This is a genomic window from Arenicella xantha (assembly GCF_003315245.1).
Taxonomy (GTDB): domain Bacteria; phylum Pseudomonadota; class Gammaproteobacteria; order Arenicellales; family Arenicellaceae; genus Arenicella; species Arenicella xantha.
Genome location: NZ_QNRT01000001.1, coordinates 397,916 through 422,243 on the forward strand (window position 1 = coordinate 397,916; position 24,328 = coordinate 422,243).

General features: G+C 42.3%; 18 protein-coding genes. 2 read left to right on the plus strand and 16 right to left on the minus strand.

Annotation, left to right across the window (positions count from 1 at the left end; genetic code table 11):
- Window positions 1-23: 23 nt before the first annotated feature.
- The 16 genes from DFR28_RS01740 to DFR28_RS01815 all read right to left on the minus strand — a co-directional run bounded on the left by DFR28_RS01740 (window position 24) and on the right by DFR28_RS01815 (window position 21,058).
- On the minus strand, window positions 24-1,334 hold the full coding sequence (locus DFR28_RS01740) for an NAD(P)/FAD-dependent oxidoreductase (RefSeq protein ID WP_113952579.1): 1,311 nt from the start codon (window positions 1,332-1,334) through the stop codon (window positions 24-26).
- Between the two features lie 22 nt (window positions 1,335-1,356).
- Window positions 1,357-2,517 (minus strand): acyl-CoA dehydrogenase family protein, encoded by a 1,161-nt coding sequence (locus DFR28_RS01745; protein WP_113952580.1) that lies wholly within the window; start codon window positions 2,515-2,517, stop codon window positions 1,357-1,359.
- 2 nt (window positions 2,518-2,519) lie between these two features.
- Entirely contained in the window at window positions 2,520-4,061 is a 1,542-nt protein-coding gene (locus tag DFR28_RS01750) for an AMP-binding protein (protein WP_113952581.1), read from the minus strand.
- Window positions 4,062-4,298 (minus strand): acyl carrier protein, encoded by a 237-nt coding sequence (locus DFR28_RS01755; RefSeq protein ID WP_113952582.1) that lies wholly within the window; start codon window positions 4,296-4,298, stop codon window positions 4,062-4,064.
- Between the two features lie 168 nt (window positions 4,299-4,466).
- Window positions 4,467-5,417, minus strand: coding sequence for a glycosyltransferase family 2 protein (locus tag DFR28_RS01760; RefSeq protein WP_170131940.1), 951 nt, complete (start codon window positions 5,415-5,417; stop codon window positions 4,467-4,469).
- A 4-nt stretch (window positions 5,418-5,421) separates the two neighbouring features.
- Entirely contained in the window at window positions 5,422-6,273 is an 852-nt protein-coding gene (locus DFR28_RS01765) for a glycosyltransferase (RefSeq protein WP_113952584.1), read from the minus strand.
- Between the two features lie 619 nt (window positions 6,274-6,892).
- Window positions 6,893-7,420 carry a hypothetical protein gene (locus DFR28_RS01770; RefSeq protein WP_113952585.1) on the minus strand — a complete coding sequence of 176 codons (528 nt, stop codon included), beginning with the start codon at window positions 7,418-7,420 and terminating at the stop codon, window positions 6,893-6,895.
- 190 nt (window positions 7,421-7,610) lie between these two features.
- Window positions 7,611-8,192: a DUF6994 family protein gene (locus tag DFR28_RS01775; protein ID WP_211316810.1), complete on the minus strand. Its 582-nt coding sequence runs from the start codon at window positions 8,190-8,192 to the stop codon at window positions 7,611-7,613.
- Window positions 8,193-8,264: 72 nt separating this feature from the next.
- Entirely contained in the window at window positions 8,265-9,422 is a 1,158-nt protein-coding gene (locus tag DFR28_RS01780) for a PDDEXK-like family protein (protein WP_113952586.1), read from the minus strand.
- Between the two features lie 174 nt (window positions 9,423-9,596).
- On the minus strand, window positions 9,597-10,352 hold the full coding sequence (locus tag DFR28_RS01785; protein ID WP_113952587.1) for a hypothetical protein: 756 nt from the start codon (window positions 10,350-10,352) through the stop codon (window positions 9,597-9,599).
- A gap of 316 nt (window positions 10,353-10,668) precedes the next feature.
- On the minus strand, window positions 10,669-11,130 hold the full coding sequence (locus DFR28_RS01790; RefSeq protein WP_113952588.1) for a hypothetical protein: 462 nt from the start codon (window positions 11,128-11,130) through the stop codon (window positions 10,669-10,671).
- Between the two features lie 4 nt (window positions 11,131-11,134).
- The gene (locus DFR28_RS01795) at window positions 11,135-14,377 is read right to left on the minus strand and encodes a type I restriction endonuclease subunit R (protein ID WP_113952589.1); all 3,243 of its coding nucleotides are present in this window, start codon (window positions 14,375-14,377) and stop codon (window positions 11,135-11,137) included.
- 31 nt (window positions 14,378-14,408) lie between these two features.
- Complete coding sequence (locus DFR28_RS01800) at window positions 14,409-15,617, minus strand: Fic family protein (protein WP_113952590.1); 1,209 nt, start codon at window positions 15,615-15,617, stop codon at window positions 14,409-14,411.
- A gap of 184 nt (window positions 15,618-15,801) precedes the next feature.
- Window positions 15,802-17,439 (minus strand): DUF262 domain-containing protein, encoded by a 1,638-nt coding sequence (locus DFR28_RS01805; RefSeq protein ID WP_113952591.1) that lies wholly within the window; start codon window positions 17,437-17,439, stop codon window positions 15,802-15,804.
- 41 nt (window positions 17,440-17,480) lie between these two features.
- The gene (locus tag DFR28_RS19620) at window positions 17,481-18,734 is read right to left on the minus strand and encodes a restriction endonuclease subunit S (RefSeq protein ID WP_170131941.1); all 1,254 of its coding nucleotides are present in this window, start codon (window positions 18,732-18,734) and stop codon (window positions 17,481-17,483) included.
- Window positions 18,734-21,058, minus strand: a complete 2,325-nt coding sequence (locus tag DFR28_RS01815) for a type I restriction-modification system subunit M (RefSeq protein WP_113952592.1) — start codon at window positions 21,056-21,058, stop codon at window positions 18,734-18,736. Before DFR28_RS01815 ends, DFR28_RS19620 begins: the two co-directional genes overlap by 1 nt.
- A 566-nt stretch (window positions 21,059-21,624) precedes the next feature.
- Here DFR28_RS01815 and zorA point away from each other — a divergent pair.
- Together zorA and DFR28_RS01825 are read left to right on the plus strand one after the other, a co-directional pair.
- Window positions 21,625-23,532: an anti-phage ZorAB system protein ZorA gene (gene zorA, locus DFR28_RS01820; protein WP_113952593.1), complete on the plus strand. Its 1,908-nt coding sequence runs from the start codon at window positions 21,625-21,627 to the stop codon at window positions 23,530-23,532.
- A 50-nt stretch (window positions 23,533-23,582) separates the two neighbouring features.
- Complete coding sequence (locus tag DFR28_RS01825; protein WP_211316811.1) at window positions 23,583-24,323, plus strand: OmpA/MotB family protein; 741 nt, start codon at window positions 23,583-23,585, stop codon at window positions 24,321-24,323.
- Window positions 24,324-24,328 lie beyond the last annotated feature (5 nt).

The following is a 24,328-nucleotide window of genomic DNA, read 5'->3' on the forward strand; positions in this document are numbered from 1 at the left end:
CTTGTAAATAAATCGAGTAAACGCTATTCACAAAGGGCTCCTCGGGATATTTCTTTTTGATCAATTAGCTGAAAAAAGCCTTCAATCTTTTTCTTACTGTTTAATATTTCCAAAGCCCGATTATATTTTTCTTGATTAGCAAAAAAATCACCCGCTAACAGAAAGTGTATCATCGCGTATGCCCCTTCTTGATCATCGAATGTCAGTGCTTGCTGTGCGTCGGAAAACCTGACAGCGTCAGGGTTATAATAAATGTTAATCATTTTCTCTATGAGAGTATAAGCCCCATCAATAGTACTATAGGCTTCTTTCAATGCTGATTTGTCATCATGATTTAGTTTTTTTACTAACGCTTGTGCGAGTAACTCTGCACTTTTCATCGCAAGATAAACCCCACTCGCAAACATAGGGTCCAAAAATGCTGACGCATCTCCTATCGCAGCGTAATGCTCGCCATATTTGTCAGTATTGGTATAAGAATAGTCCCCGTTGGTCTGTATTTCATTAAGAGTGTTTGCTTCATCGAGTATCTGTTTACCGAGTGTTGTTGTAAAAATTTCCTGTCGATAAAATTCAGCACACCACTCTTGACCAAACTCAGCAAGTTGTTTTTTTCTTGCTAAAAAATATGAGCTTTCAGTTACTACACCTACACTCAGCTTGCCTTCAGCGACTGGGATCATCCACAACCAGCCTTTCTTCTCACCTTCCAAATGAATAATCCTGAGGCCGCCTTTTCTTAAGGTCGCATCGAGATTAGCGTTACCCCACTGACACGACACAGCAATTCTTGGTGATAATTTACGATTAGGTTTTTTGCTTTTTTGGGTATTGCCAAGAAAGCAGTCTTGACCGGAAGCGTCAATTAAAAAACGCGCTTCGTAGCTATCGCCATCTTGTGTTTTCACCCAAACTTTTTGTGTTTCCTGATCTATTGAACTCGATACAACTCTTGTGTTTTGACAAACCACAACACCTTCTTTAACTGAGTTTTTCAGTAACATGTCATCAAAGCGACTTCGTTCAACATGAAAAGAGAGGCTTGACTCATCTCTAATTAAGTGTGCGAAGCACCAGTTTGAATGGCTACTATTATCTTCGCTAGAGAACGTAACACCAGGCTTTCTTGAAAAGTCCCTCTCCATTTGTTTCAGCACGCCTAGGTCCTCAAATAGATGATAGCAATACGGCAGCAAGGTTTCTCCGATGTGAAAGCGGGGAAAAACATCCCTCTCCAACACCAGGACTTTAAAACCAGCTCGCGAAAGATAGGTTGAAACAGTGCTACCCGCTGGGCCTCCCCCAACAACGATTACATCAAATGTTTTCTTCATTATCTGGTTACTCCCGAGTAACTTAAATTAGCTTCGAAATGATGTTTTTTTGCACTTCGGAGGTGCCTGAATAAATAGTACTGCCTAAAGCGTCTCTCATTACTCTCTCGGCTTCATGGTTATTGACGTATCCTTCTCCCGCATAAATTTGACAAATAATTAATGAAAAATCTTTGAACAATTCGCTCACACTCAGCTTAGTCATCGAGGCATCGAGTGCCATCCCTCTTTTTGATTTACCAAGCTTCCAGGCACTTTGATACGTCAACAATCTAGCCGCTTCTAAGCGCGTACGCAAATCTGACAATGCGTGACTGATGGCTTGATTCTGCCCAATGGGGACACCACTTGACATACGTCGTTTGGTAAATGAAACCGCTTTAGCTAGCATACGATTCATAACGCCCAAATGTGTCGCTCCTAAACAGACTCTCTCCCACTCCATGGAGCGATTAAAAACAGTTCCGCCTCCACCGACATTACCCAGTAGCGCAGAATGACTTACGATTAAGTTTTCAAAAACCACTTCCCCCATCTGACACGTTCGTGCCCCCATTTTATCGATAGGCTCAGAAACTTTAAAATTGTGCTCGGACTTATTCAAAATAAAACTGGAGATGCCACCAAAAAAGCCTTTGCTGTAATCAGTGCTTGCATAAGTCAGCAAAATATCGGCATGCGGCGCATTCGACACATAGGTCTTATGGCCGTTAAGTTCAAATTCGCGCGTTTCATCTCCGGCGCTTATATCTACTGCTGCAGTGGCGAGGTTAAAAACGTCGGACCCAGATGTTAATTCGGTCATTGCGTTAGCGGCAACCCAAGTACCATCACAAAGGTTAGGCAAGTAATGTTGGCGCTGCTCATCCGAACCAAAAATCCAAATGGGTACCACGGTTGCAAACAAATGTGCCGCAATAGCAAAGCAAAAACCACCGTCCTCACAACCCTCACCAAACGCTTCAAGGGCAACAACAGTCGTCAAGGGGTCTAACCCTCTGCCACCATATTGCTCTGGAATGCAAAGCCCCATTAACTTATGTTTTCCGGCAGTCCGCCATAAGTCTCGATCGAATTTTTGATTCTTATCACGCTCGATCAAATCATTATTAAAATGCGCACGAGCAAAATCGAGTGTTTCACCTTTGATTTTTTCTTGTTGTTCTGTAAGAGAGAAATCCATGATTATGCTCTGTCGTAATCGGCTAGCGCCTTGTAATCAATTTTATCAGTTCCGGTCAGTGGCAAGCTATCTAAGCATATCCACTGATCTGGCCACATATAGTTTGGCAACCGCTCTTTGACATAAGCTTGAATAACCCCCAATATCTGAAGACTGTTATCCGTAGCCTCGGTCTCATTAAACGTACTATTTTGATCTTTATAAAATGCAATGATAAACGGTGTCTTATTCCTATCTACTGAAATAACGCCAGCTCGTTCAACGCTAACACACTGATCGATTGTTTGCTGAATCTCATCTAATTCTATTCGGTAACCCCTCTTTTTAATCATTCGATCAAGCCGACCAATGTACTTTAGACAAAGTTGATCGATCACACGCACATGATCTCCCGTCTTATACCAGCGAACGCTGTCACAATGGATTGTGTGTTTGAGATCCATGGTGTCATTATTTAAATACCCTGGACTAAGCGCAACACCACTAACAAGTAATTCGCCCTCAAGCCCCAATCGAAGCGGCTTAATTTCTCCCATTTTCAATATCGCCACAGCGGCGTGCTCGCAACACTGACCAATACGTGACACATCGTAATCATTAGCTAAGGCGTCATCAATTTTGATCCACGTCACTACATTGGTCTCTGTGGGCCCATACAAATTATATAATTTAGCTTTATGCCAATGGGATTTGATTTTAATTAAACTCGAAAGCGGTAAAACTTCTCCGGCGAAAAGCACGACACGCATGGATAAGTGAGCGTATTTGTATAGTTTTCCATATTGCTCAAGTAACACCAGAATGGTTGGTGTTGAATACCATACCGAAATATTGTGTTCTTCAATTTGTGCCGCCAGTAACAAAGGATTGCGAATATGCTTATCATTAAACAGTACAACCTTCGCGCCGTGGTATAGCGATACAAACAAATCAAATACTGACAAATCAAAGTGAAATGGCGCGATAGAAGAAAACGTATCTGACGCACTTAAATCGAATGTGATCACCACCCAATTAATGAAACTGAGGGCGTTTTCGTGAGTAATTAATACGCCCTTTGGTTTCCCTGTGGAACCAGAAGTGTAAAGTATGTAGGCTAGCTTGGAATCACTGCCAGTTTGCTTTTCGAAACTAAATCCAACGAAGATTAGTGACGTGCCTTCAACAGGATGAACGGATATATTTTGAAATTCCTCACCAATATCATCGAATAACGTCGCATCAAGCAAAATACCAGCTGGAGCACTGTCGTGGATGATCTCTTTAGCTCTCGCACTTGGTGCAAGCGGATCAATAGGAATATAGCAGACACCAGACAGAACTAAAGCCAACAACGCGGCGTAACTCTGGGTATTTTTGCTTACATAAAGGCAAACTCTATCGCTTTGTTCTACGCCAATAGCGAGTAACTGTTGCTCGATATGTTCAGCATCTCGTTTAAGTTCGGGATAGCTACGACTCACTAACAAGTCATCACAGGCCTGGCCCGAAAAAGAATCTAAGCTGTTACGTACTAATTCACCTAGCGTTGCAAAAGGTAGCATCTATTGCTTTGCAACAATAAATCTTTCGATATTGGAGAGCGTATCGAGATTTTCTCTGTCCACCTCATGCGCTTCAAACTCAATATTAAAACGCTTTTCAATGAAATCTACCAATTGAAGTGCCGAAATTGAGTCAATAAGCCCATCGCTTATCAGCTTTACATCGTCATCCAAGTCACCACTATACTGAGGGCACAATTCATTCAAGAGGAATTCTTTTATGCTTGCTTTAATCATATCATTCACTTAACACCACAGCCGAAAGCGCAGTCAGTTTGTACTTTAATTAGGCTACTATTTAATTAGGCTACTAAGAGGCCATGTACCATAACATTAATAAAAATTGAGAACGAACCACTCGCTATAATGTCAATTTCCATGTGATTTTTAAATTAAGGTAAAAAATCAAACTTGTCTATAAAGTTCAGGATCATAATACTTACCCGTGACACCAAGGTATGAATGCAATACCCCAAGAACTTCAAAGCGATTTACTTTTGACATATGTTTGCTTCTAAAAACATTGGCTATCACAAGGCGTTTTAATACTGTCGTTAAATAGTGAAAGGCCAGCATCTTAGAACCGTGCCTCAATATTAAGCGATGAAGGTTACGATACAGGTAATAATCTACTCTCTTTTGTAAACAAGGGTTAGAGGCAATACTTGCTTTTTCTTCATGCATAATAACACTACCACTTACCATATAAGATGGAACTCCGAGCTCAAGCAAACGCAGGCAGTAATCTGTTTCTTCAAAATATAGAAAAAAACTGGTGTCGATAAACCCATAAGCTTCTATGAGACTTAATGGTACCAACATGCTACACCCTAAAACGTTTGCAACCTGCTTGATTGGCATTTCGGTTAACTCATCTTGAGTCAATGCTGCAAAACTACAGACAGCACCATTGAGCTGTTCGGTAACACCCCAGATCACGTCTTCACTAATATCACCATCACAGTTGATCGCAAGGCTGCCATAAATAGCCACACCTTCTCGGTTGTAAGCATTTAACAATGGAGGCAATGTCTGGTCGGTTACAACTGTATCGTTGTTGAGTAACCAGATAAGTTCGGCATTAACCGACAAAGCATAATCAAGGGCTTTTAAATGCCCTCCCGCATAACCTAGATTTTGGCCGTTCTTTAAGATTATTAAATTTGGAAACAACGATAGTAAGTGTTTTTCATCAAACACCGCTGAATGATTGTCAGTAACACAGACTATTAGATTTGGATAACCCTTTTCTATCAGAGATGTGAGACAGCGCACAGTCAATTCAAATTGATTCCAATTTAGAATTGAAGCAACAATTAACGGTTTAGATGAAGGTTCAAGTAGTGAGTCAGGCAATAAATTAACCCTCACTTAAAAATTCTCTTTCTTGTTTCAGGTAACCCAAATACATGCACCCCCACTGAAGAATGACCAACACGTTATTAATCAATGTTTTTTTTTCGTTCGCTGTAAATGGAGCAGGAAAACGGTAATCTGGATGTTTTTCTTTAACCAATCGAATACCTTGACCATAGCGGAAAAACCGCTTAATGAAACCGATCAAACCATCGTTAAAATCGTGGAAAACAACGGACTCAGATGCGAACGATAAGGCCCCGAATTGTTTAAGCCTAAGCGCTAAATCGATGTCCTCTCCTCCCGCTAACACAAAAGACTCATCAAACCCACCAACACTATCAAATGCGATTTTACACACTAGTGCATTAGCGGTTACTAAGTATTTGGGTGAGTATTCAGCATCTGAGTTTACAACTTTAGGAGGCAGGTGAATATTTTGGCTCACATAATAGTTCGATAAAACGTCATCTCCTAGCGCATCAACAAACCCCGAATACCCCACAGAATTGTATTTGTCTTGAACCCTCGCCTTCACATAACCAGTCAGTAAACTTGCAGCTGGCACACAGTCGCTGTCGATGAAGAGTAAAAATGCACCCTTTGCTTTCTTAGCTCCGGTGTTTCTTGCTGCACCGGGCCCTCGCTTAGTACAAGTTAACAGTCGAACAGCACAGTAACGACCCAAAAACACGGGATCTATGCTTATAGATGGAGCCGATCCATTATCAACGATAATGATCTCGAGCGGACAATCTTCAGCACTAAAGGTATCGAAAAATGTCGTTAATAAAACATCTATACCCCGCTGATTATCTTTAACCGGTACGATTATTGAAATTTCGTTAACGTTCATTAGATTACATTTATGATGCCCACAGAATAAAAGTGTAGCTCAAAATAGGATGGATTGTTCAAATGGTATTGCAGAGCTTTTCAGATCGGAAATAACGGATGAGTGTCCGTGCGATCGGGGGAACTCCATATAACGCTATTTAGGGTCTAGCAAACCCTGGGAAGTCCATCTTGGTCAATTACACTCACCGTCATTCCGGTATTCCTAACTTTTTTGGGGGAGGATTACCCTATTAGCGCCTTCACAATTCTATCAAGAAGAAAATTTCGTAATTGCATGCGAAAACCAAGGTATCGAGATACGCGAGAAGAAAATTATTAACATCAATAGTCAAAGAGGTAATAAATATCTGTAACAACTGGCTTGGTCAGAAGGTGCAGCCTGCTAATTTGAAGATAACTAATCGACAAATTATTTAGCAAGCCCTAAGCGATTGTCTCCCCATTGATTTATCAACTAGAAACAATCAAAACTCTTCCAACGCCGAGACAAAACTGACCAGCCGCATGTAATCGAGTTTGTTGACTCGACAAGAGAATAGAACCGAATGACCCGCGACAATCGGCGCTTCTGGGCCTTGAAATTTGTCCTCGCTGCTACCGACTCAAAACCTGATGAATTACGTCTGCTGCGTTAGCTGTTGCACTAGCATCGCTCTTAAATCAAAACTAACACCATCAAATGGTGAACCTTCAAACAAATCGTCAATCGCGCTGCATACTCGGTTTTGCGCATTGTTGATCAAGCCCCGCACCTCCTTTAGTTGACTTTGATACTCGCGCTGCGTGATCTCATTCTTGATGAATAGCTTACGTAGACCTTGCTTACGAGTCCGAAGGTCAGCCGCCAACTCGTTAACGCTTGATTGTAATGCAGGAATACTACTCGAACGAAATCGTTCGACCAATGTCGAAAAATGCTTGTCGATTAATGAACCAAACTCATAGAGCTCAATCAAAAGCTGGTTACACCGACTCTCTAACATCTCACCTTGGTACTGAGTGTGCGCTCGCGCAAAGGTAGGCACAGACAACGAGGTAGTGTGATTGGCGTAGGGTGAGGTTATTTGAACTTCAAGAAATGAGCGGGTGTGATTCAACAACTCGCTGGTGATTTGCTCACCGTTATAAACCGTAGAAATTTGCATTGCTTTCTCCTTGATAAGAATAATCAAGGCAACGGCGAAGCCTAAAATAAGGATAACGCTTTAGCTGAATTTGTATACCGCTCGCAAGTTGCCAGTTAAATCAGCGGTGTTCCTTCGGAATGGAGAATATCTTAGTTATGTAGCAAGCGCAAATACCACCATTGCATCATCAATCCCCGATTATTTAAAATCATGCAAATACTTGTTCAGCAATCCGTGCGTTTCTAGCGCTCAAAAATTCGACTGTTGCGTGCTTCAGCTGAATGTATTCATTGACGTTTGCGGGGGTAGCATTCCGCTGGAAGCCATCGAAGGGTAGAAAGAACCGTACTTGATATTGATCATCAGCTAAATCGTTCAGCAACCAAAAGTCGACATACTGAGCAAAATCAACGAATAGCTCGAAGAAGTCCGAGTAGCGCTCTAACACATCGGTCATCGGCGATACTTCGCCAACATAGTGACGACGAATAGTTTCAAGCGTTAAATCCATTCGGACACTAATCTTCGACAGCATGCCGCGTGCGCCATTTGGTAGCCGTTTCGTCCAGAGAAGTTGATGAGTCGCTTGTAGCGGCTTGCTTGACGAGTCTGGATCTCTTGATCCCTTAGCATCCCAGATGCTGAGGCCAGGACTAATGTCGGCCCAATAATCAAAGTGCGTGTCGATGCGCAATGTTAAGTCCGTGTTAGATTTCTTTGCGTTACAAGTCGGGGAGTACACCGGTGCGATATTGAAATTGGAGTCAAATACAAATTGGTGTCTTGGCAAGAATAGTCCGCTCAAATTAATGTGTAAAGGACCGTCACTATTAAGCTTAACCGTTGCTCGGAAAAGTTAAAGCTATGAAATCTGAGAGCAAATTTTGACTATTTCTTCGAGCCAATATATGGCTTCCTCCGAAGAGAAGGAGTCGCGTTTCACACCTTCATCTGAGTCAGACACTTCTCCTTTGCTCCCTGATAAGAGTGCAGTAAGGTAATCTTTATGTTCATTCGTGTAATCGAAGTTTCTGCTGAGAATAAAATAAAACCGTAGGTTCTTTCCCAACTTACTCAGGCTGAGAACCTTCTTATCGTCATAAAAAACAGATATAGGATGCGTTTTTGAGCATCGGTAAGTGATGTGCGGACTTTCGTAAGTCGTCAGCCAAGACTCGACGTCCGACAAAATAGCCCATGCTCTTGAATTAATCAGCTGTGGTTTTTTTTGTTTTAGGCTTGCAACGCTATGGCTGAGATCTCTTTGATATTTCCCTTCTTTATTTTCCTTTCTTTCAGTGGCCTCAGACTTAAAGCCACTTTCTATGAATTTCAAAAACGAAATCAGTGTGTGCCTCGTGTACACATCTATTGCTTCGATTCTTCCTATGCTTTCCTCATAAATGATCGACTCAATGACTCTTGAAATAGAACTAGTTATTTCATCATCGATATTCAGATCACCGATATCTGCTTCGCTCTCCCAGGTCAGGTGAAACTTATGCCTTTGGTTGTCAAAGCTCATAAATTCAGTAGAGTAATTTTTCCCGGTAGGCGTTACATACAGGCTGATTACTTTATTTGAATCCGCCTCCAGCCCGAGTGCACCAATGCTGGCGGCATACTGACGAGAGAGTTGTTGAGTATTTTTAGCACCCTTAGTGATTTTATTCTCTATTAAGAAAATGTTCTTAAGCGTCCTTTCAACTGATAGCGCGCTTTGCACAATTGATTGCTTGCCAGTGTTCTCCGCTCGTTCAAAGCAAAGAATAACAATATCCACGATTTCTTTTTTCGCCGTAGTCTCACGTTGAAAGCCTTGTTCGAAGTGAACTTCATAGTCATATTTTCTTAGTTGAAAATCCTCGTTAATGTTAAGGAATTGATCAAGAAACCGCTCAAGAAAAACGAATTCTAGTCCGTGGTTTTGATTGGGGTCGAGCAGATACCCCAAAAACGCTGACACATTCGGCTCATTTAGAGAGCCATTACCATTAGCTAAAATTTTGAACAGGTTCATGCGTTTTTAAAACTCTAAAGTAAAGGTTTTAGTAGTGAGGCAATCGCTATCTAATTTCTTAATCACTATATTGTGATCAAGTTTGATTTGTATGAGACTCGGATTATTACCTGATCTTTTTTGTGGCTACCTACTATTAATAAGTGCTGTTGGTAAACCATAGCGAGATTAAGGTCAATACGAATCTATGTTTTCCATTGAAACTGTTTCTGGCTTTGGAGTGAACGTGCTTGCTGGATTTCGAAAAATAAACTTGAATAGAAAATATGAAATTATTGCGACTAAGCTCGAAATGATAATCATGTCCCAATCGCCGGCGGCGGTTGGTAGCTGATTTTCGCTACCTCGAAATGGGTTTGAAGCCATTGCAATGTAAGCAGAAAGTACATCTCGAACTGACTCTACCCCCAGTTTCACTGAGTAATAGATGAGTGTTGAGACCCAGGCTAAAATTGCAAAAATCGATGCAAAGCGCTTTTTCAGATTGTCGTTAAACTCGCTCCAACGGGAAATCGGCAGCTCTGATATCAGTATTAAATAGTCTAACGAAGCTGTTCGATTGGGCTGATATCGCTCAATTGTCGATCTAAGTTTCTTGCCTAATTTACTCCTAGCGCTAAAAGTTCCGTCTTTGTTGCGACTAACACCTTCGCTTTTACCGAGACTATTGGCCTCTTGAATCAAATGGTCGGCATGTTGGTATTCTGTTAGTGTTTGCTTATACTCAGATTTTTCACTTTCGTTTAACCAAAAATCTGACATGTCACCAGCCAGCGTTCTTTTAACACTGTCCGATTTATAAGTGTAATAAGAAAGTACAATTAGCAAAACTATAGGCGTAGCGACCGCGATCATAGAAACTAAAAATACCAAAGCTACTATAAATATAGCTGCAATTATCAATGCTGAATCACCTTTTTTAGCTGTCATTGTCTCTCCTCAAATGTTGACTATTGCTCGGGACGTCAAGATTACACTCTGCCGACATGGCTTTCGAATTGACTTACTCAATTTCTCGCTTGTGACACGCGTCGACTTTAAAAACTAATCGTTCTATTAACTCCCTTATGCGTAGATGGAGCCTCGATCATAATAGAATACTAGATTGGGTACTCTTGACGCGTGTTAATTTGTTCTCGCAAACCTTTTTGCATGCTAAATAGAACTCTTCTATCTCAACCTCATACTCTAAACCGAGCAGTGATCTAGCGGTGCATATTATCTCTAGGCAAGCTCTACTAGCCAATTAAAAGCGATGCTTTAAAAAGCTGCCGACCCTTGTCTCTTCGTCAAATTCGCAAAACTCGACATCGTCAGGGACTAAATGTGAGTATCGTCGGAGGTAATATTCAGCTAGTGATTCATTTCTTTTTGCGCTGTAATCTTTGAGCACGAACATTATCTTGCGGTAGCCCTTAGGGGCGCTCATAAAGTAATACATCGCCTCATTCCATACCGTTAATTTTGCGCTTGGAACATTTCTTCCTGAAGTCCACCTATGTGATTTGCATTCAACGATTATGCGTTGCTCAGCGCAACCTAAATCGAATGCATGAACTTTCTTATTTTCGTTCACTCCCACCGGAACCTTAAAATTTCTAACTAGATTGATTTTTTGAGCCTCGAACCAAGCGAGCGCAGCTTTCTCAAAATCAGAGCCAACTTGTGAGTTCGATTTAGAACCAATTCTTTGAAACGGCTGATTCATTTTATTAATCTACCAACTTCAACATATCAAAAATCACTTTAGCGAAATTTTTGGCACGCGCAGGATCAGACAGTAACTGTAGCATCTGCGTTTTGTGCGCTTTTTCACTGTCCATCACGGCATCATCTATGGCTTTGCTGAAGTCTCCTAACATAGCTTGCTCAGCTGAGTTGTTTTTAATCTGTTTCATTACCCGAGCATTTTCTCTAACCTTATCTCTAATGGTGTTCGCATAGCTCACCATGTCGGCTTCGGTCAGTTCATCGGCAAGAAATATCTCATTGAGTCTTTGAATAATCTGCGATAAGCGTTCTTCCTTTTTGTCCTTTGCTGTGGCTGACCCTAACCCTTCACCAGGCGTTAGTGAGTAGAGCTCACCCGTTTCCATGGTTAAATCTTGTTGGCGAATTTTGGAAAGGCGGTAATGGCTTAAAACAATATTGTCTAATTCGATCTCATCCTCTTCAATTGCAGACTCCCTCAGCATTGGCCGCAGGTTTCGTGCATATAAGCTGAGCTTCTCTAAGTTCTTATCATCGTAGTCGACAATCTGCGACATAAACTCATAAAAACGAACAAACGTACCCAAATCTTTTTTGAAAATTTCTAATGCGTCCTTTTCCTTTTTGCAGTCGTTAAAACTATTTTCGGCATTGGCCATTAAGACTGCATCACCAGACTTCTTGGTCCGCTCAAATATATCCTTAGCCTGCTTGTAAGCCTCTACAGCAGACTTATAGCGCATGGTCCAACGTTCTACCGCGGGCTTGCATATATTTGCGATAGCCGCATTGCTCTTATTCTTTACATAAAAGGCCTTACAAAATTGTTCCACTTCATGCCACTGAAATATGCTGGAGCCACGTAACTTTTCGAATAACTCAAAGATTAAATTCGGGTCAGACACATCATCCAATTCAGCAGTTTTGAAATAGGGTCTAAACGCACCCAACACATCATCAGGCTCATTGAAAAAATCTAAGACAAATGTGCCGGTTTCCGCTTTACCCGGATAGGTGCGATTTAATCGAGATAAGGTCTGCACGCATTCCACGCCGCCCAGCTTTTTATCCACATACATCGCACATAGTTTGGGCTGATCAAAACCAGTTTGAAACTTATTGGCAACAATCATCACTTGGTAATCGTCCGAGTCAAATGCCTTGCGCATATCTCGCCCCTTGAGATTCGGGTTCATACTAATTTCGGTGAATTTTTCCCCTAGTAATTCTTTGCTATTCGGATCTTTTTCATCGAATTGCACGTCGCCAGAAAATGCCACCATGGCATGTAGTTTTTTGTAACCTTTATCCGCAATGTATTTATCAAATCCCAGCTTATAACGTACCGCTTCTTTACGACCACTGGTAACTACCATTGCCTTGGCTTGACCACCTAATAGCCCCATTACATTGTCTTTAAAATGCTCGACTATCACCTGTACTTTTTGCGCAATATTATAATCGTGCAATCGCACCCATTGGTTTAGCTTTACCTTAGCTCGCTTACTTTCAACTTCGTTATCAGCTTCTTCGATTTTAAGTGCAAGGTTATATGCCACTTTGTAATTGGTGTAGTTTTTAAGCACATCCAGAATAAAACCTTCTTCAATGGCTTGGCGCATGCTGTATACATGAAACGCTTCAGGTAAATTATCGATAGAGGCTGGTTCCTTCGGGTTCGGTAAACGCCCGAAGAGTTCTAATGTTTTAGTTTTTGGTGTTGCGGTAAAGGCGTAATAGCTTAAATTAGGGCTTACTCGGCGCGCGGCAACCGCTGCATCGATAATATCATCAGCACTTAGGTCGTCGTCGGGTTGACTACCATCAATCATTAGCACTTCCTTCAGCTGACGGGCAGTTGAGCCAGTCTGTGACGAATGCGCTTCATCCGCGATGATTGCAAAGTTTCGTTCTTTCAAATTGACGCTGTTTTCAATCGCTTTCAAGACAAATGGAAACGTTTGAATAGTCACGATAATAATGGGCTGTGAATTTTCTAAGGCTGCAGCCAGCTTTTCTGATTTTGAGCCATCGCCCGTTTCACGATTGATGCGGCCAACCACGCCATCCACATGCTCGAACTGATAAATGGTATCTTGCAGTTGGTCATCCAATACCGTGCGATCAGTCACTACTATCACTGAGTCGAATTGCTTATTGCCTGCGTCGTCGTAGAGTGCTGATAGCTGATGCCCAACCCAAGCAATTGACATTGACTTACCTGAGCCGGCGCTGTGCTGAACAAGGTATTTATGGCCTGGCCCTTCCGATTTTGAAGCAGCAATAAGCTTTGTCACTACATCCCACTGATGGTATCGCGGAAAAATCAGTGTTTCTTTTTTATACTTTCGGCCTTCCCAGTCTTCTTTCTCTTCAATCTGCAAATGTACATAGCGCGCTAAAATATTCAGTAGATTATCGGGCAGTAGCACTTCATTCCATAGGTAATCAGTTGCATACTGATTTATATCTTCAGGCACATCGTTACCCGCCCCGCCATCAGCCGTGCCTTTATTAAACGGTAAAAAGAATGTGTTTTCGCCATCTAAGCGAGTCGCCATATACACTTCGTATTGACTTACTGCAAAGTGCACCAATGCGCCGCGTTTAAAGGTTAATAAGGGCTCTGGTTTTTTGGTAACGGGGTCTATGGCAAAACGTGTTGTTTTATATTGCTTAATAGCGTTTTGCACCGCCTGTTTAAATTCAGATTTTAATTCCAGCGTCGCTACTGGCAAGCCATTCACAAATAGAACTAAATCAATTCGCCATTTATTAGCCCGCACTCCCGTTTCTGCTTCATGCTCAGCCGTAGCCCAAGGCGAATACACTAGTTCGGGCACCACGCGTAAACGGTTCATTCCATAACGTGCCAATGTATCTGGGTTTAGATCATGCTCAGGCTTAAATTGGCAAAGATTAAAGCGTGTACCCCGGTCACGAATTTGATGCCGCAGCACGCCCAATGTGCCAAAGGTGCGCATTTCCTTATTCGCCGCATTGGGGTCTGCTTTATTTAGCTGGGTTGCAACGCGCTTTAAAAACGTATCCTCTGGGTCATTAGGATAAAGCGTACAAAACTTTTGCCATTGCTCATCTTGAGACTCTTTAACAAAACCAAGAACGTCCTCTTCATACAGCGCCAGTTCACGGTTATAGTTTTCTGGTTTGCCGAGTAGCCAGCCGTTTGCAACTAGCTGACGAATCATGTCGTTTTGAAAGGTTAGTTCGTTAGCCTTAGCCATTGTTGATTTCCCTATGATTCCATTTTAATTTTTAAACCTGTGGCGCTAAGTTTGGAAAATACCATGGCTCTGCATGTTCAGGTATTTCCCAGCGCAGTGATGATCGATTGCTAGTATCACTTAATAAACCATCGCTTTTTAATTGGCTTAATAGTCTTCTAGCTGAGCGATCAGGCATTCCACAGAGCTCTAACGCATGAGATCGCTCTAACTCGCCATACATAAAAGCCGTATGCAATATCAAGCTTGCAATCGGTTTAAGCTCGCCTTGAATACCCGGCACACGATGATCATTCCGAGCGCTAACATATGCGTCTATTCGTTTTCGCAGCTCAGACAAATCAAGCAAGCTATTAATATAGTCGATCTGATCAATGGCGGTGGCCATCATATAATCGCAAAATATAAGCAAGCCTTTTTCAGTTAACTGGCCGCGCCCATCCAAATCGCCCTGCCTTGTTATATCAGCCGACGCCAGTAACTGTTTATAGTCACCAGTTCTCTTTGCCAACCCTCGGCTTAGGCACCACACGCCATAACTTTCAAGCCCTGCCGCTTTTAGTGCTGCGTCGGTTATTAGTCGACCTACTCGGCCATTACCATCTAGAAATGGATGAATCCAAGCAAAGCGATGATGTGCAGCCATAATCGCAATTAATCGTTGGTCGCCTTTAAATCGACCTGAGCCATAGGTGTCACTAAACGAACTAATTAAAGCCGAAATATCATTAGCCTTAGGCGGCACATGCCTACCCACAATTACCGGTTGGCTACGCCATTCTCCAGGAACGACTCTACCTAGAACTTGGCCTTGTTGGTCTTTTACATCCCATAAGCTTTCGGGCAATTGCTGGTAAAACCGCGCATGCACTTGTTTAATAAAGCTTGGGCTAAATACCTCAGTTAAATCCGGCGATTGATTTTGTAACCACTGTTGTACCGCCATATGCGCAACAGACTCCTTTTGTAGATCGCGTTTTGCTGGATCGCTACTGTATTGACCACTATGTGCCGCTCTAATCTCATGCGGTCGTGTGGCATTGCCCTCAATCAAATTAGAATAATAGGAATTAATTACCCTCATATAACGCTCAAGTGTGGCTTGAGCCGGTTTGGCTAAACGCCCAGTTAGCTGAGCCGACAATCGGTTTAGCTGTGTTGCCTGATCAGGCAGCGACGATGCCTGCAATGCAATATCGCTAGGCACAAAAGGTGTTAAATTTAAAATTGAGTCAGACATTAAGCCCTGCTGATCGTGTGGATTAAGCTCATAGCACTGGCACTTATCTATATGGCCAGTTTATTGGCCAGTTATTATTTAATTTAAAGCATTGATATTATTGTAGTTAGATCAAAACAACAACAGCTCAAACCCAGTTTATGGCCAGTTCTTTGGCCGGATAATTTCTGGCGCGAATCATCATTTACTCGCAAACTTTTAAAATTGCTTTATGCATTTCAGTAGCTCTCGCATCCAAAAAAGTTTCGTAGTCGTCTAACATTAATTCTTTCATGGGAATGTAGTGAGCGTTGAGCCTTCTCATTATTTCATCAGAGCCTACTTTCATTCTTTCCTCCATATAAACCGAAGGTGCCTTCGCTGCCATCGTGCGGTTGGTTTTCCATGTAACAAGCGCACAATTTAGAGCGAGGTAAATTTCGTTAGACTCAACTCCTCTACTTGTTAGCCACGCATCAGGAAATAAGTGGTGATACTCTCGCTTACCAATGTTCTCAGACGATAGTTGGCTCCCATCAGCAAAATCAAACGCACCACTATTGAGACTCAACGCTAGCATCGCCCTAGGTAGGCGATCGCGTCGTTTAGGCCAACCTGCAGTTTTTAGTTCCTCTTGTTCAGGTAGAGGGAATAGTGTGCTATCGAAAATGATAGGACTTTTTACGCTCTCACCTTTTAGTAAGTTTGAAAGATCTTTAAAGTCAACTAAGGCTCTTGTGGCCGATGTTTTTTCATACCTCTCAGTAAAAAACGCACGCCACAAATATTTCTTTAATATTACTCGGGCTTCTCCCTCCGAGTCTCCGCCGTCACTAACCTTAGACCATAGTGCCGCCAACGGGTAGAGAACCACATCTGTTGCGAGCCGCTGATTATCATAAATATGTTGCTCCCTCAAAAACTCGGTCGCTCTGCGAATGCCGCGTTTAACGTCTTCCCAGTTTTTGATTAAGGCAGCGCTGAAATCCGGTTCTAGATAAACAGATTTAGTCGTTGTCTTATCTTGTAACAAAGCCCCGACCGCTAAAGCCCAGTCAGCAGGATGAAGATAGTTTTCAGCAAATGGTGCGGCCTCTTTAACCTCATCCACTAAATCATGCAAAGATTGCCCAGTACCCGCTTCAACTTGAGCTACCACAATGTCGTAGGCTGTTAGTGGAGAAGACGATGTATTCATTTTTATAAAAACATCTAACGCTACGTCTTTACTTGTCTCTTTCTTCAGAGATAAAAAAGGAATATTAAAGCTAGAGATCAATTCTTTGAGTGTTCCAACTAAGCTGACCAATTCTAGAACTTCGTCAGAGTTGCTGCCGGCTGATTTAGCCCAATCGTTAACTTTTGTCCCATTTTCAAGATTAGGGCACAGCAACGTTAAAGGGATTAGATTGCGACTCCATTGCTCTTTTGCTTCATCCGCCCACAAAGGATAAACCTTGTTTGATTTATGCAACCAACGTCCTACAGATTCAGTGCTGAACGAGCCGTCATCACTCACTTTGACGAAAAAATTCCTATTTTCATAGCCATCATGCAGGCTTCGCCATAGCGCCGTTAAACGTTGTTGCCCGTCTAACAAATACGCGGTCTCTTTGTCATGTAAGTCAGGCGCTCCCACAACAGCACGCGATATAAACGGTTTCTTGTCTCCTACGTCTAACGTTAAAACAGCTCCTGCCGGTAATTGGTTCAACACTGTATCTAGCAATGCGCCGACTTGTTTATGTGACCAAGCTTCATGCCTTTGAAAGCGCGGCAACGCTAAGTATCCATTCCTGATTTCAGAAAACCAATCCTTTAGTGGTCTATTTCTTGCTTCCATTACTTTTCCTCTTTTGTTAGATGAATAAATTCTTAATTTATCTACTCTGGGGCTTGCCAGTTTCGGACGTCTATTTTTCCAGTGACTACAGCTGAAATTAAGGAAGTGCGTTTTTCATTTAGCGTAGAAATCACTTTTTTTATTCTTTCCTCAATCTTCCTTTCACTCCACACTAATCGCGAAATTGCCAATTGTTGTATCATTGAAGGCACCGGAATTTTTTCTTTCATCAGGTAGCTTATATTGAGAGGTCTGTTTCTGCCCGCTGCCCCTCTCGAGCATTCATTCATCAGAAACGCCCCTTTCTGAGAAGTGAAAAATGCCCAAAGGTATGCGGTATCCAAAATGCCATCGTTTCCTTTGATTACAGGGTAACGATGTGATGCGATACATCCTCTATCCTTCTCATCAGTTAGCGCAACAGCACCTTCCCAGGCAAACTGCCCACTAAAAATCAGATCATTATCTTCAATGTAAAAAAAATCCGAGTCCCCAAGCTCTTTTCCTAAAGTTGGATCTTTGTGGAAAAGCCCTCTACCTTTATTGTATAGCCCTATCGGCGTATAAAATTCATCATCAATGCAAACGACTTCCCTGGCAATAAGGTCAGAGCAATTCTCCAATCTGACGAGCTCAGCGCCCTTTGATGCTATATCAACTAACGCAAGGCGTTTTTCTTTTAGCAGTTTGATCAGCCGTTTTTGCTTTTCGATCAGGGTGTCGATTTTGGCGGTTTCGTGGTCGAGGAAGTTGGCGATTTTTTGCTGTTCGTCAATTGGTGCCAGAACTGTTGAGGTGCTAACAAGATCGCCCATATATACCCCACTTTGCGCACTCGCTTTAGATTGTGCTTCCAATTGAGATTGATAAGTCTTCGACTCAACAAAATACTTATAGAACTTTGGATCTGCCAGTTTTGACAATCGAAGAAATGCAACGCTCCGCTGGAATGCATAAGGCACGTCAAACTCGTAAACACAAGTGCGGCCGATTGTTCCGACACAAGTTATTAATAAATCCCCCTTCCTAGGAAAACCATTCCCTGTAATTTCTTGATGATCTTTTTCTGAAATCATGCTTTCAGACTCAGTGATTTCAATGCCTTTGTGTAATACATTTTTGGCGCTTAAAAATGGCAAACCATCATTAACCCTGACATGAGTTCCATGCGTACCATCTTTTATTTCATTCACAATTCGCTTAAATAAAATTGGCTCCCAATGCACTGGAATTTCAGGCACCCATTTTGAGCCTATATTCTTATACTCAGGATACCCCTGATATTTCCCCGCCATTACGAATGCACCTGTTGCAGCAGATTCATAATTTCGCTGCTCACCGCATCCAAATCGGCATCAATCTCCGCTAAATCCCTAGGCGGCTGATACTGATAAAAATGCCGGTTAAATGGGATTTCATAGCCAACAATGCCGACTTCTTGATCTTGCTCGTCGGTTTTACTGGCATCAATCCAAGCATCTGGCACATGCGGTTGCACCTCTTTTTTAAAGTAAGCCTCATTTAAATTATTCACTGACTGCGATGGGTCAAGCGCCACATTTTCATAATCACGCAGGTCGGAATCGGGTTTGTATTCGATTGTTTGATCACCCACATCGAACAGGCCATACAGCGGATTAGCTGCGGTACTTTTATGGATTTTTTTAATAACTTTTTTGGCTTCAGGATTCTTCCAACTAACCGCAGCGGTAATTTGTTTTTTCTCCTTAGCATCTAGGTTGATCTCCTGCGCTTTGCAGGCGGTTTTTAGACTGGCCTCGTAGCCATTCATATCGTTAAACTGTTCGGTGCCGATTTGCTGCTGCAATTGCTTGGCTTTAAGTAAAACGTGTTTTTGAGCCAGCCAAATTTCACTGTTTAGTAGGTCTTTTATTTTGGCTTCTTTCAGCTCGCTGAAATTGGCTTTCAGATGTATGCGAATATCCACGGCATGCTCGGCGAGCATGCCATAGTATTGGCAGCTTGGGTCGTCTGACCAATCGGCACCATAGGTTTCATAAATCCATTGCATTGGCGCGTTAAGTGGCTTGGGCGCAAAGCGTAATGCGGCTATACGCTCATCGTTAAACTTATAACTTTCGCGTAAGGGGCGCTCAATAGTAATGCGGCGGTAACCAAATTCATGGTTAGCAAATATTTTGCTGGCAAAGGTTTTGGCTGTTTCCTCTTTGGGGTTAGCTGATTGACGACCACGGTTACTTTTTTGCTCAGCGGGTTTATCTAACTCGCGTGCATCGATTGCCTCAAACCCACCAAAGGCGCGGGTAATAATGGCCACATCGTCGGCGTCTATCTCTTTGCGTTTGGAGCCGAGCGACTTACGCATTTTGGCATACAGATTAACACCGTTAATCAATTGCACTTTGCCTTTGCGCTCGTTGGATTTTTTATTGGACAACACCCAAATGTAGGTCGCAATGCCAGTGTTGTAAAACATGTCAGTGGGTAACGCGACGATGGTTTCTAATAGGTCCGCCTCGAGAATATAGCGACGGATCTCAGACTCACCTGAACCGGCTCCGCCCGTGAATAACGGTGAGCCGTTAAGGATAATGCCGATTCGGCCACCGCCCTCGGATTCATCACGTAATTTACTAATTAAGTGTAATAGGAATAGTAGCGAACCATCTGATACGCGAGGTAAGCCTGGGCCAAAGCGGCCTTCAAATCCTTTTAACTTGTTTTCGTCTTTGATGGTTTCTTCAATTTTTTTCCAATCCACGCCAAACGGTGGGTTGGATAGCATGTAGTCGAATTTGTCTGCGTAGAGCTGATCATTAGACAGTGTATTACCAAGCTTAATGTTGCTAACGTCTTGGCCTTTAATCAGCATATCGGCCTTACAGATAGCGTAACTTTCTGGATTAAGCTCTTGACCAAAGGCCCGCATCACCGCTTGTGGATTTAACTCATGCACATATTCCATACCCGATGATAGAAAGCCGCCAGTACCCGCCGTGGGATCATAGATAGTACGAATAATGCCTGGCTTGGTAAGCGCGTCGTCGTCTTCCAAAAAGACTAAAGCAGTGGTTAAGCGAACAATGTCGCGCGGGGTAAAGTGCTCACCGGCAGTTTCATTCGAACTCTCTGCAAAACGCCGAATCAGCTCTTCAAACACCAAGCCCATATCATGGTTAGATACAGCCTTAAGGCTAAGGTCCATTGTGCGAACTTTCTGGACCACTTTATAAAGCAAATTGGCATCGCTTAACTCGCCAATAAATTCGGCAAATTTAAAGTATTCAAAAATCTGGCGAGCATCTTTTGAAAAGCCTTGAATGTAAGACTCCAAATTATCTTTAATGCCGGCCTCGCCCAACTTGCTCAAATCCATTTTTGAGGTATTAAAAAATGATAGGTTATCTGTGGCGCGCAGAATTAGTTTTTCTTGCGCTTCTTCTGACACCTGCATCTTTTGAACATTCTGATATTCGGCAAGTACATTTTCTTTACTTGCCTCAAGCACGCATTCCAAGCGGCGTAGCAGTGCAAAGGGCAAAATAATACGCCCGTATTGACTTTGCTTGAAATCGCCACGCAGCAAATCGGCCAATGACCATATGGCGGCCGCTAAATTATTTGAACCTACGCTCATCCCTAACCTTCCTTTTTTATTGTTTTAAGCAACTCGCTTTTAGCTTGCGTATTGCTAGATATTACTACTGTTGCACAGCTTTAGCGCCGAATTAGTAATCTAATTTCGGACTTGGTATTCCTGACAACGCTTTAGAGTTTACCCATGACGATAGGTAATTAAAACCTTGTTTTAAATCCAGGGCTAGAGCACGTAAAAAAACACTATGGTGTAGACAGTTCTTAATAGAACCATATTAGAGGGCTTGACAAGCAACCTGCTGATTGGATTAACATAAAGATTTATTTTTTTGTTTAGTACTTAACCTTGGAGTGTTGCGCAACTAAATAAAATAAAAGCAACATATAACAATAAAAGCACCATAGCTTAGAAGCGTGGATTAGGCATGGGTTTAGTTTGATTAGCTGTAATATGAAAGCAAAAACCAACGCCCCAAAAGTCTAACAGGGAGTTAATCATTGTGAAAACATGTCCTCAAAAATTGACGCTCCTGAAAAGAGAAGGCCATAATGTGCTGCATATTGTGATTGTATAAAAACTAAATCGCTCGGGTAGGGGAATATCATTTGAACTGGTTTATTGATTTTACATTGAGCCTTCTAAGTGGGTTGAGGGCTGATTTTTTAAGCAGCGCAGATTCTATTACAGCATGGTGTGAATTTCTGATCATCATCTTATTTTTGGTGGCTATCTTAAAAGTTATTAGTGGAACATTCAGCGGTTGGACAGCAACAAACCAATATCTAAATGCCATTAAAGACCTCGATGAGCGGAATCTCGTCCAAACAAGGCAAACAATAAAGCGTAATCTGGGTGAAAAATATAGATCACTTTGGAATGAGTTTGATGAATCTCTTGTATTAACCGGAGAAGAAAAAAACCGCTTGGGCAACACTATTGACGCCGTGCATTTCTTCAATATGGAGAACATTGCGCCAGTATTTATAAATAGCCGCTTTGTCAAAGCAACCCCAGGCTTACTAACTGGAATTGGAGTATTGGGGACTTTTGCTGGTCTATGGTTTGGCTTAAAGGGAATCAATGTTGGCGGAGGCAATGCAGAAGAACTCCGTGGCGGCATTAATGTAATGATCGCTGGAGCAAGCTCCGCATTTTTCACATCAATTTGGGGGGTCGGCGCTAGCCTACTTTTTAGCGTAATTGAGAAACCTTGTGAGTCAGTTGTTCGTAGACAAATACTAAAACTAAGGAATAAAATAGATTTCTTATACCCAAGAGTTACTTCTGAAGAGAGCTTAGCGAGTATAGACAGAACGTTGACTAGCTCTCATATTGCGTTAAAAACACTTGCCGAGCAGATAGGCGACCGCATGCAAGAAGTGATGTCTGAAGCAACCGACTCAATGAGCAACGCAATTGTCGAGGGGCTGTCTGGTGTTGCACCAGTAATGGAACAGTTGACTAACGGCGCCAGAGAGTCATCTGAAAAAGTACTTGAAGCGCTGCTTGAGAAATTTCTTGAGAAAGTCGGCAATGCTGGTCAAGCTCAACAACATCTCATGCAAGAAAGCTCAATCGCCCTGTCATCGTCGATTGAAACCGTAACACGTGATCTCAAAAATACAGTCACAGCGATGTCAACCGACATTGCCAGACTAAGTGCTTCACAAACATCTGCAATAGGCAGCAGCGCAAGCGCATTAACGGACACAGCAGCAGAGGTGAAGTCTGCAATTATTGAAGCTGGCAACCATCAAGTTAGCACCACATTAGAGGCGACTCAGGGCTTCAACTCCGCCTCCGACTCAATCGCTTCGAACATGCAAAAAATGTCCGAAAAAATCTCCAATATGATGCAACTTGCAGAGGCCAGAGAACAAGCTCGATTGCAAGGAACAACGGACGCAATCACCCAAGTGAACCAAAATCAACAGGTGGCGGTGGAGCAACTCCTAATAGTTAGAGAGTCGTTTAATGATTTAATAAAAGCGCATGAAGCGGCCGCCCTTGAAATGAGAGTCACAATTGAAAAAATGCGTGAAGTATCCGGTGATTTTTCTGACACAAGTGGAGCACTAAAGGATGCTAGTAGCCATCTGGGCCGAGATATCAAAAACGCTACAACGCTTGCCCTTGAGGTTGTTGAAAACTCAAAAGAGGTTTCGACTCTTTTAGCTAGTTTACCACCAGCTTTCGAACGCACCTCTTTATCACTTTCAGACACTTCGAGCGCATTAGGAGAAACCGTAGTCGACGCCAAGCAAGGGTTCGATCATGTGCGAGAGTCGATCAAAGATTATCAAGAATCACTCATCGATCACGTTAAGGAGATCGAAGAAAAGATGGCTGAGTTACTTAATGAATATGCAGCGTCGACGTCAGCATCGGTTGAAAAGCGAATGTCTGAGTGGAATACGCAAACAGAGACCTTTACCGACAATATGCTGTCTGCAATGAATGCTTTACAAGGTGTTGTAGATCAAATGGATAGAGTCACCAAATCTAAAAACTAAGATAACCGACGATAATTAAGATAATCAACGATAACTGAAGGAGCACCAGTTTGGCCGTCAGAACATACAGAAAAAGTACGGAAAATGAAGAAGAGAACCCTTACTGGGTGTCATTTTCAGACATTATGGCGGGCCTATTAGTCTTATTCATATTAGCCGCGTTAGCTCTCATCTTAGAATTAATGGCCACTAAGATTCGAGTAAGTCAAAGCCTCCAAGAACTCGTAAAGGCTGAGAGCGTGCGTGCAGATATTTTGCGTGAAGTCAGAGAGGAATTAGCAAAAGCCAATATTGTGGTTGAAATTGGTGATAATGATACCGTTTTACGTATTCCTGAGAGCACCCTTACGTTTAAAACCAATAGGTTTGAAATCCCCGACAATGTTGAACTAAGAAACAGGGTTCGAGCAATAGGTTCGGTGCTTTCTCAAGCAATTCGAAAAGAAAACAGATGGGGATATCTTGATACTATCTTTGTAGAAGGTCACACCGATATTCGACCAAGCAATCGAAATATGGGTAACTGGGGCTTGTCTACTTTTCGTGCGGCTTCAGTCTGGTTGTTTTGGGAGGAATCGCTAGATAACAATAGCAAGCTAAGCTCATTAATGAACCACAGCAATGCTCCTCTATTTTCTGTGAGCGGGTATGGAGAAACACGCCCCACACAAAAAATACAACAGACAAATGAGCAGCTTAGACAGAATCGACGAATAGACTTGAGGATTACCGTTAAACGCCCAAAGAGCGAAGATATCAGAAACATTCTCAATGAATTCAGCAAAGGTTAATCGCT